General features: G+C 61.1%; 6 protein-coding genes and 1 riboswitch. All 6 genes read right to left on the bottom strand.

The features are described from left to right. Positions 1 to 740: hypothetical protein (locus DBR46_RS30010; protein WP_124530046.1), on the bottom strand; the 740-nt coding region annotated here is incomplete at its 3' end. Continuing rightward, positions 733 to 2,769, bottom strand: a complete 2,037-nt coding sequence (locus tag DBR46_RS30005; protein ID WP_124530045.1) for a lipase family protein — start codon at positions 2,767 to 2,769, stop codon at positions 733 to 735. The genes DBR46_RS30010 and DBR46_RS30005, both read right to left, overlap by 8 nt. Positions 2,770 to 2,996: 227 nt before the next feature. After that, on the bottom strand, positions 2,997 to 3,728 hold the full coding sequence (locus tag DBR46_RS30000) for a VWA domain-containing protein (RefSeq protein WP_124530043.1): 732 nt from the start codon (positions 3,726 to 3,728) through the stop codon (positions 2,997 to 2,999). Further along, positions 3,653 to 4,651: an ATP-binding protein gene (locus DBR46_RS29995; RefSeq protein ID WP_124530041.1), complete on the bottom strand. Its 999-nt coding sequence runs from the start codon at positions 4,649 to 4,651 to the stop codon at positions 3,653 to 3,655. The genes DBR46_RS30000 and DBR46_RS29995 overlap by 76 nt, the downstream gene beginning before the upstream one ends. Then, entirely contained in the window at positions 4,651 to 8,412 is a 3,762-nt protein-coding gene (cobN, locus tag DBR46_RS29990) for a cobaltochelatase subunit CobN (protein WP_124530039.1), read from the bottom strand. The genes DBR46_RS29995 and cobN overlap by 1 nt, the downstream gene beginning before the upstream one ends. 3 nt (positions 8,413 to 8,415) lie before the next feature. After that, positions 8,416 to 9,477 carry a cobalamin biosynthesis protein CobW gene (gene cobW / locus DBR46_RS29985; protein WP_017738595.1) on the bottom strand — a complete coding sequence of 354 codons (1,062 nt, stop codon included), beginning with the start codon at positions 9,475 to 9,477 and terminating at the stop codon, positions 8,416 to 8,418. A gap of 92 nt (positions 9,478 to 9,569) precedes the next feature. Beyond that, a riboswitch (cobalamin riboswitch) is annotated at positions 9,570 to 9,770 on the bottom strand. Between the last annotated feature and the right edge of the window lie 156 nt (positions 9,771 to 9,926).

Below are 9,926 nucleotides of genomic sequence, written 5' to 3'. Positions count from 1 at the left end.
ACAACACTGCCATCGGGGTAGTTGAACTTAATAAAGTTTCCTTCTCTCTTTTCCTTTACTCCTTCTGAACTCACCACGAAGCCGGAGTGAAAAATTGGTTCGAAGTATATTTGCCTAGCCCGCAAGGCTCGATAGTTTAGATAAATATGGCCCTCACCCGCCAAATCAACAGTCTTGCTGTACCCACTTAAAAACCTTTCATGTATCCAAGGGTAGTAGTCCTTTTTTATCATCAAGTTGCCGTCAACTTCTATTGGCAAGCCGACTCCCCTCATTGCCCGATTGTGATCAAACCTCACCAGCATTCCACCACCAGCGCCCCTGGTTACATTCTCACCAAAATGGCTAGGGTCACTATATGCGACACCGAACATCAAATTGCTCAAACGCCACCGGCAAGCTCCCCCCCCATCCAACGGTAGGCTGGCTTGATAAAGATCACTTTGTCCCTGGCGCTCAAGCTGCCTATCAAAACTGTGAAAACCGTCCTCCTCAAGTTGCTGGCCGCTTGCACCACGATAGGCTCTTTTGCAGGTAGCAGAACGATACATGACCTCTAAAGTTTCGATCGCAAGCTCTTCGGGTACCTTTACGATCACAGTGACCTGTTCACTATTTGCAGGCGGTGACAGGCTGTAGTCCTGACGGCAACCACCAAGGGCAAAAAGAAGTGTGCACATGACCACGGACAGTCGAAGAGCGCTGGTTGGGTTCTTGAGCGTATTGATTTGCTTAACCATAGGTCTTCTCGTAATAGGCCCGTGGATCGGCGATGGCATCAAAACGCTCTAGTGCTTCGTTGCCTCCATCGGCTTGCTTTGTGACACTCAGGGCTTTATCCACCAGGCGCTGTAGGTCAAGGAACACACGGTTACGGGTCAACTCTTCCTCAGGAACACGCCCGTAGTAATCCTTGATCTGCTGTTCGAACTTGCGTCGTTGTATCTGCCGTTCCAGCAAGGGTTCACGCGCTGGATTGATGGATTCCAGCAGTTGGTTGTGGATATAGGGTTGGTACTGCGACATGAAGTGGTCGCCAATCCGCAACACGCGGCCCACTGGGGTGTTGCTGTAGTGCGGAAAGTACCGGGCACGGTTTTCAGGACTTAGCGAAGCATTGAAACGCCGCGTGGCTTCCTCGGCTTCTTGCTCATCGGTTTCACTCAGACTGGGCACCAGATACAGCTTGGCTTTTTCCGGTAAGACAGCCGTGATCGTGCCGCGAATGGGTGTGCCATCCGGCCTACGATAGGCAGGGTATGCCACGATCTCTTGGTAGTGGTGTTGTTCCGCCCTGAAGAACATGGCGATCTTGCCGTGATGGCTGAACGCATCCTCGTACTTGTACACCATGCCAATTAACGCTTGGCGTATTGACCGTTGAAGTCCGAGTACGTTGCCAAGTGGGCCGTATCGGTCATACAGGTCGTTGTCCAGATCGGCTTCGGGGGGTACCCGCGGGATGGCATCGGTGTCGTTGACGTGGCGGAAGTGCCAAAGGTCGCCCAGGTATTGCACGGCGAGAAGAGTGAAGGTGCGGGGCATGCCGTAGGTGTAAAGCAGGGGGTTGTGTTTCAGCAGCGAGGCCGCGTGGATTAGGCCGAGAGCACCGCCGAGGCTGTGGCCGCAGATGAATAGTTTTTTCTTACCAATCCCCTCAAGAATCGTCTTACCTAACTCCACAGTATAAATTCTTCTCGCCACTTCAAAGGCATCACGAAAACCAAGGTGTACACTGCCCAACGAAGTCAGGTCCGGACAAGGAACCTTGGGTTCACAAAGTGCTGAAATCTCCGGCCTTACTGGACGAAAAGTCGCATCGGTAATTAGGTCTGCGAGCCCCTCCATTTCAGTACCGCGCCAGGCCACCAAGACCTGCGATGCACTGACAGCATAAAACAGCTGAGTATGCCCTTCAGGCGGGACCGCCTTAGCAGTGTCCAGAGGTTCGACTTCTAAATAACGATCACGGAACGGAACATCCTCCACGACACAGGGCCACGCCTGACCACTATCCCAAACACGCGGCGTACGCGATAAATCCAGACATTGGCGTTCGAAAAGCTCCTTCACCGAACCCAGATCGTCTTCACCCCGATTGCTATACGCCAAAATACTCATCAACCCCAGGTTGTAAGCATTCACCAGGCTGTACCCCTCCTGATGATGCAAAACCAGCGACCAAGCACGAAACGGGCAGACTTCCAGCACATGCCGACGATCCAAGTGATCGCCGCTCACAGTGAAACCACTGAACGTCTCATCAGGAAAGTGAAACGCAGGAAGCTCACTCGGATCAGCCAACGGTGGCTGAAAGGTGGGCCGCCGATCGCATAACTGCCCGATCCGCACATAGTGGTAGTCGTGACCTTTCGCAAGCGCCGCCTTTTCAACCGGCGAGAACCCCGCGCGCTGTGGCCCATACAACGGCGTACGGTCGCCTACTCCCGGACGGCGTGGCTCTGCACGTACAGCACGTAGGCGCCGGGTTTGCAGTTGCTCGGCCAGCAGGTCTGCTCCCACCCACAACGTAATGGGCAGGGGATGCAAACCCTCGAGACGAATCACGCCCTCGTCATCGGTATAGCCCGAGAATTCGGGCACATAGCCCCCACGCGAAGCCTCATTCGCCGCGCGATAAGGCAGACTCGCCAAAGGTTGGCCTAGTTCGTCCAGCAACTGGAACTCGACCCAATGCTGTATCTGCTTGCCGCAAATAACGTCCTTGAAGGGATTGAGCGTATCCGTGTAATGCAATGAGTCGTTCATACCAGTCCTTGATCGGAGAGTGGTACGCGCGAGGCAGTCGAGTTGCGAGTTGAACAGAGCGTCGTGCCTGCCAACACGTGGCGAGAACAAACACCCTGTATTACGCAGGAAGTCATCCCTTTACCCCTGAGCGCGTGAAAGCCCAAAGAGTAAAGAGTCGCTATCAACGATGAATGTCAGAAGATTCGACTTTAAAAGACCGACCCTTCCCAATCGCCCATCAAAACCTACAAACCATCGATATGCCGGTAATCAATCTTCAGCCCCGCAGCCAGCGCTTGCGCCCGCCCCAACCTGACCGGCCCGCGCTCGATATCCACCAGCAACCCAGGGCAGTCCAATAGCGGCAACCCGTCGATAGCCTTGAGTCGCCCATCGGTAATCACCAGCAACCGCTGTTGCTCCGCTGGATAGCGCTTGCGCCGTGCCACCAGCCAATGCCTGGCTTCGCTCAGCGCTGCGAGCAGCGGTGTGCCGCCGCCTGCCCCCAGTTGGTCCAGCCAGCCGGTCAGGCCTTTGGCGGCTTTGAGGCCTTGCACTTGCCATTTTGGCGATTGCCCACTGGCCGTCAGCAACGCCATGCGTGCGCGTTGGCGGTAGGCGTCGTCAAACAGCTGGGCCAGCAGGCCCTTGGCGTCGGTCAAGGCGTGATGGCGGCGGGTCGAAGCCGAGGCATCGACGATCACCAGCCACAATTCGTGGGCCGAGCGACTGCGTAGGTGAAACAGCAAGTCGTCCCGGGTTTGCGGACGGCCACCGAGCAGGGTGCCCGGCCAATTGATCGACCCCTGTTGCGCGCTGCGGGCCTTGCCGTGCCGGCCTTTCTCGACGCGTCCTGCCTTGGGTCGGGCATCCGCCCCCGCGTCAGGTCGAGGGCGAATGCCTAGGGCTTTTTTGGCCAGGTAGGGACTTCCCGGCGTGCGCCCGTGGACAAGGCAGGTGCGGGCATGTCGCCCCATTGGCCTTGGCCTGGCGAGGTGTCGCTGGGTTTGGGCGGTTGTCCTGGGTTCGGCGGACTGGCCGGTGGAGAGTGCTCCTGGCGACGATGGCGCAAGGCAAACTCCGCGACAGCTTCGATATCGTCCTCGGTGATCGCATCAGCACCGCGCCAAGCCGCGTGGGCACGGGCGCCACGCAGCCAGACCAGGTCCGCGCGCAAGCCGTCGACACCGGCGGCAAAACAGCGCTCGGTGATCTGCGCCAAGGCCTGGTCATCCAACTCGATTGCATCGAGCCGCGCCCGCGCCTCAGTGCAACGCGCCTGTAGAGCGGCTTGCTGCTCGGCCCACTGTGCGCAGAACGCCACCGGATCGCTGTCGAAGTCCAGGCGGCGACGGATGATCTGCCCGCGCTCCGCGGGCAAGGTCTGCCCGCTCAAGGCCACATTGAATCCGAAGCGATCGAGCAGTTGCGGACGCAACTCGCCCTCCTCCGGGTTCATCGTGCCAATCAGTACGAAACGTGCCGAATGGCGATGGGAAATACCGTCGCGCTCGATCAGATTGGTGCCGCTGGCGGCCACGTCCAGCAGCAAGTCCACCAGGTGGTCAGCCAGTAGATTGACTTCATCGACATACAGCACGCCACCATCAGCCTTGGCCAAGACGCCCGGCGAAAACTGCGCCCGGCCCTCGCCCAGCGCAGCGTCCAAGTCCAAGGTGCCGACCAGGCGCTCTTCGGTCGCGCCCAGCGGCAAGGTGACAAATTGGCCGCTGGCCAGCAGGTCTGCCAAGCCCCGCGCCAACGTGGACTTGGCCATGCCGCGCGGGCCTTCGATCAGCACGCCGCCGATCTTCGGGTCGATGGCGGTCAGGCACAACGCCAGTTTCAATTCATCGGCGCCGACCACGGCGGACAGCGGGAAATGGGGAATATCAGTCATCAGCTGTCTTCTTCTATATCCAGCAACAGGTTTTCCAACGCTTCGCGGTAGGCCCCAGGCTCTTGCCACATGCCGCGTTGCTGGGCTTCAAGCATGCGTTCGGTCATGTCGCGCAGGGCATCGGGGTTGTGCTGTTGCACAAAGGCGCGGGTGTCGGGGTCGAGCAAATAAGCATCGGCGAGCAAGGCGTACTGATGATCGTCGATCAGCGCGGTGGTGGCGTCGAAGGCGAACAGGTTGTCCACGGTCGCGGCCATTTCAAACGCGCCTTTATAGCCGTGGCGCTTCACGCCTTCGATCCACTTGGGGTTGGCGGCGCGGGACCGGATCACCCGGTTCAGCTCTTCCTTCAAGGTGCGGATTTTCGGCAAGTCGGGCTGGCTATGGTCGCCATGGTAACTGGCAGCCTTGTCGCCGCTCAGGGTTTCCACGGCAGCGAGCATGCCACCCTGGAATTGGTAGTAGTCGTTGGAGTCGAGCAGGTCGTGCTCGCGGTTGTCCTGGTTCTGCAATACGGCCTGCACTTGGCTCAAGCGCTGGGCGAATTGTTCGCGGGCGGCGGTGCCTTCGTCAGTGCCGCCGTAGGCATATCCGCCCCAGTTCAGGTACACCTCGGCCAAGTCCTCGCGGCTTTGCCACAGGCGCCCATCGACCGCACCCTGCACGCCCGCGCCATAGGCACCGGGCTTGGCGCCAAAGATGCGCCAGCCGGCCTGTTTCGCGGCGGCCTCTTCATCCAGGCCGGACTGGATCAACGCGGCCCGCTCGCTGCGCACTTTGGCGGCCAGCGGGTTCATATCGTCCGGCTCATCCAATGCGGCCACCGCCTGCACCGCCGCGTCAAACAGGCGGATCAGGTTGGCAAAGGCATCACGGAAGAACCCGGACACCCGCAGCGTCACGTCGACACGTGGGCGATCCAACAGGCTGATCGGCAGGATTTCAAAGTCATCCACCCGCTGGCTGCCGGTCGCCCAAACCGGGCGCACGCCCATCAGGGCCATGGCCTGGGCAATATCGTCGCCACCGGTGCGCATGGTGGCAGTGCCCCATACCGACAAGCCGAGTTGGCGCAGATGGTCACCGTGGTCCTGCAAGTGCCGCTCAAGGATCAGGTTGGCGGATTGAAAACCGATGCGCCAGGCCGTGGTGGTCGGCAGGTTGCGCACGTCCACGGTAAAAAAGTTACGCCCGGTGGGCAGCACATCCAAACGCCCGCGACTCGGCGCGCCGCTTGGCCCCGCCGGCACGAAACGGCCGCCCAGGGCGTCCAGCAAACCACGCATTTCGGCCGGGCCGCAGGCATCCAGGCGCGGCGCGACGACGATGCGCAGGCTCTCGATGACGGCCTTCACGTCCTCCCAACCGGGCTCTTCAAGCTGTTCAAGCGGGCCTTCCAGTGCCTGCTCGATCAACCGCGCCGCATACAATTCCAGACGCTCACGGGTGTCCCCGGCGGTGCGCCACAACTGCGGATCGATGTTTTGCAACACCTGCGGACGGCGGCCGGTCCAGGGTTCGGCGAGCGCACAATCCAACGGATCGAAACCCAACTCGAACGCCTTGGCCAATACCCGCAGCACACTCGATTGCGCGCCACGCCCGTCGCCACGGGGGATACGCAACAACGCGAGCAAGGTGTCGATGCGCAAACGACCTTCGGGCGACTCGCCAAAGATGTGCAGGCCATCGCGGATCTGCGACTCCTTCAAGTCACACAGATAGGTGTCGAGGCGCGGCAGCCAGACGGCAGCGTCGGCGTCGTTGTCCAGCTCAAGCTCCTGGTCGATACGGGTTTCGCGCACCAGCTTGAGGATGTCTTTTTGCAGTTCAAGCGCACGCCGAGGGTCAAGCAATTGCGCTTCGTAATATTCGTCGGCCAACAGCTCCAGGTCACGCAATGGCCCGTAGGTTTCGGCGCGGGTCAGCGGCGGCATCAGGTGATCGATAATCACCGCCTGGGTGCGCCGCTTGGCCTGGGCGCCCTCGCCCGGATCGTTGACGATGAACGGGTAGATATTCGGCAATGGCCCCAGCAGCGCGTCGGGCCAGCAGTGTTGCGACAGGCCGACGCCCTTGCCCGGCAGCCATTCCAGGTTGCCGTGCTTGCCGACGTGGATCACACCGTGGGCGCCGTAGGTGTGGCGCAGCCAGAAATAGAACGCCAGGTAGCCGTGGGGCGGCACCAGGTCCGGGTCGTGATACACCGCGCTGGCGTCCACCTGGTAACCCCGCGCCGGCTGGATGCCGACGAAGGTCAGGCCCAGGCGCAGGCCGGCGATCATCATGCGACCGTCGCGGCACATCGGGTCGTTATCGGGCGTGCCCCAGCGTTCCATTACCGCCTGGCGGTTGGCTTCAGGCAAGCGCTTGAACATCGCTTCATAGTCGTCAAGACCGAGGCTTTGGTGGCATGGGCGCAGGTCGAGACTGTCGAGGTCGTTGGTCACGCCGCCGAGCAAGTCATGGATCAGCGCCGTTCCGCTCTGCGGCAAGTCGGCAGGCAGCGGATACCCTTCGGCCTGCAGCGCGCGCAGGATATTCAACGCCGCAGCCGGTGTGTCCAGGCCCACGCCGTTGCCGATCCGGCCATCGCGGGTCGGGTAGTTGGCGAGGATCAGCGCGATGCGCTTTTCGCGATTGGGCAACCGCGCCAATTCGACCCAACGCCGCGCCAGCTCGGCGACAAAATCCATGCGCTCGGGCGCGGCGCGATAACACACCACGTCCGACTGGCTACGCTCGCTGCGCCAGGCCAGGTCCTTGAAACTGATCGGCCGGCTGATAATGCGCCCGTCCAGCTCCGGCAAGGCAATATGCATCGCCAAATCGCGCGGGCCGAGGCCTTGCTCGCTGGCCTGCCAGCCCGGCTCGTTGTCCTGGGCGCAAATCGCCTGGATCACCGGGATATTGCGGCGAAACGGCCGCAAGTGCGGTGCTTCAGGGCTGGATTGGGCAAAGCCGGTGGTGTTCAGGATCACCGCCGCGCCCACCTCATCCAGCAGGTCCTCGACCACCGTCAGGCAGCCGGGCTCTTTTAAACTAGCCACCGCGATTGGCAGCGGATTAAGGCCCGCCGCCTGCAAGCGCTGGCAGAACACATCGATAAAACCGGTATTGGCCGCCTGCAAATGGGAGCGGTAAAACAGCACCGCCGCCACCGGCCATTCGGCGTGCCAGTCCGCCTGCCAGTCGTGCAGGCAGGCGTTGGCGTTATGCGGGTGATAAATCGCCGTGCGCGGCAAGGCTTGCGGCTCGGCCCAAGCGTAGTCGCGGCCCAGGTACGTACTGGCCAGGCAGCGATAGAAATCCAGCGCATTGCCCAAGCCGCCCTGGCGCAGGAAGTGCCACAGGCGGTCACGCTCTCGCGCACCGACGGTGCTCAGGCCGCTGAGTTCCGGGTCCGGGCGATCATCCCCCGGCACCAGGATCAGTTGCACGCCGCGCTCGGCCAATTCCACCAAGCGCTCGATGCCGTAACGCCAATAACCGATGCCACCATGCAGTGAGATCAGGATGACCTTGGCATGACGCAGCACTTCATCGACGTACAAGTCGACCGAAGCGTGGTTCTGCACCTGCATCGGGTTGGCGAGGCGCAGGCTCGGGTAGTCGTCGGGCAACTGCTGGGCCGCTTCGGCCAGCAGCGCCAGGCTGGAATCACCGCTGCACAGGATCACCAGTTCAGCGGGGGTTTGGCCAAGGTCGGCAATATTGTCGTCCGAGACGAAACCACCGGGCTGGGTCCTGAGCAGGTGCATGGGTTAAACGCTGAGGGCGGCGCGCAATTGCGCTTCGAGGCCCGCCGCGTCGAGGTCTTGACCGATCAGCACCAGACGGGTGATGCGCGCTTCGTCGGCAGCCCAGGCACGGTCGAAATGCTTGTCGAAACGCGTGCCCACGCCCTGGATCAGCAGGCGCATCGGTTTGTTCGGTATGGCGGCGAAACCTTTGACGCGCAAGATGCCGTGCTGGACAACCAACTGTGTCAACGCGTCGAGCAGCAGGGCTTCGTCGGCTTGGGGCAGGTCGATGGAGATCGAATCGAAGGCGTCGTGATCGTGATCGTCTTCACCTTCGTGATGGTGATCGTGATGGCTGTGGCGGCCGTCGATATGCTCCTCGGAGCCAGCGCCCAGGCCGATCAGCACGTCCAATGGCAGGCGACCGCTGCTGGCTTCGATGATCTTGACCGCTGGCGGCAGCTCTTCGGCCACTTCCAGGCGCACACGAGCGAGGTCTTCGGCGCTGATCAGGTCGGACTTGTTGAGGATCACCAGGTCGGCGCTGGCCAGTTGGTCGGCGAACAGTTCGTGCAGTGGGGATTCGTGGTCCAGGTTCGGGTCAAGTTTGCGCTGGGCATCAACCTGGTCCGGGAACGCGGCGAAGGTGCCGGCGGCCACGGCCGGGCTGTCGACCACGGTAATCACCGCGTCAACCGTGCAGGCGCTGCGGATTTCCGGCCACTGGAAGGCTTGTACCAGCGGCTTTGGCAGCGCCAGGCCTGAGGTTTCGATGAGGATGTGGTCGAGGTCGCCACGGCGGGCCACCAATTCGCGCATCACCGGGAAGAACTCTTCTTGCACGGTGCAGCACAGGCAGCCGTTGGCCAGCTCATACACGCGGCCGTTGGCTTCTTCTTCGGTGCAACCGATGGAGCACTGTTTGAGGATTTCACCGTCGATGCCCAGCTCGCCGAATTCGTTGACGATCACGGCGATGCGGCGGCCCTGGGCGTTGTCGAGCATATGGCGCAGCAAGGTGGTTTTGCCCGAGCCGAGAAAGCCGGTAACGATGGTGACGGGGAGTTTGGCCAGTGTTTTCATCGGATGCCCTTGGGGGCGGGCATACGGGACGATAGGCCCTGCGACGGCGCGCAGCAGCGGTTTTCGTCACCGGATCACCCCGCCCGGTTGAATTGAAAAATCGGTTGCGAGGCAGGTCTCCTGGCTTGGGGCTTGCAGGTCTTGCGACCGGCGCTGATTGCGCCTTCCCGCCGGTTTGGCAGTGGCGTGGCAGTCAGATGAACCCTTTACAGTTGCGGGGGCAGCCGCGGCTTGGACCGCGTTCCCTTCTTAGCTTCGGCCTGGGCTGAAGAACCTCGAGGGTGCAAGGCTACGCAGTGCTTGGGGGATGGTCAATGATGGGCTGGGATTGGTTTGGTTTGGTTTGGTTTGGTTTGGTTTGTGTACATATCCGTTGCTGCGGTAACGGCGGCTTATGGTTCCGCCCTTACGGCGGGTCACTTTGGAAGAGCCCCAAAGTAACCAAAGGG

The organism is Pseudomonas sp. KBW05, assembly GCF_003852405.1.
Classification (GTDB): Bacteria; Pseudomonadota; Gammaproteobacteria; order Pseudomonadales; family Pseudomonadaceae; genus Aquipseudomonas.
The sequence above is the reverse complement of the archived record's forward strand: the minus strand, read 5'-3'. Positions and strand labels throughout refer to the sequence as shown.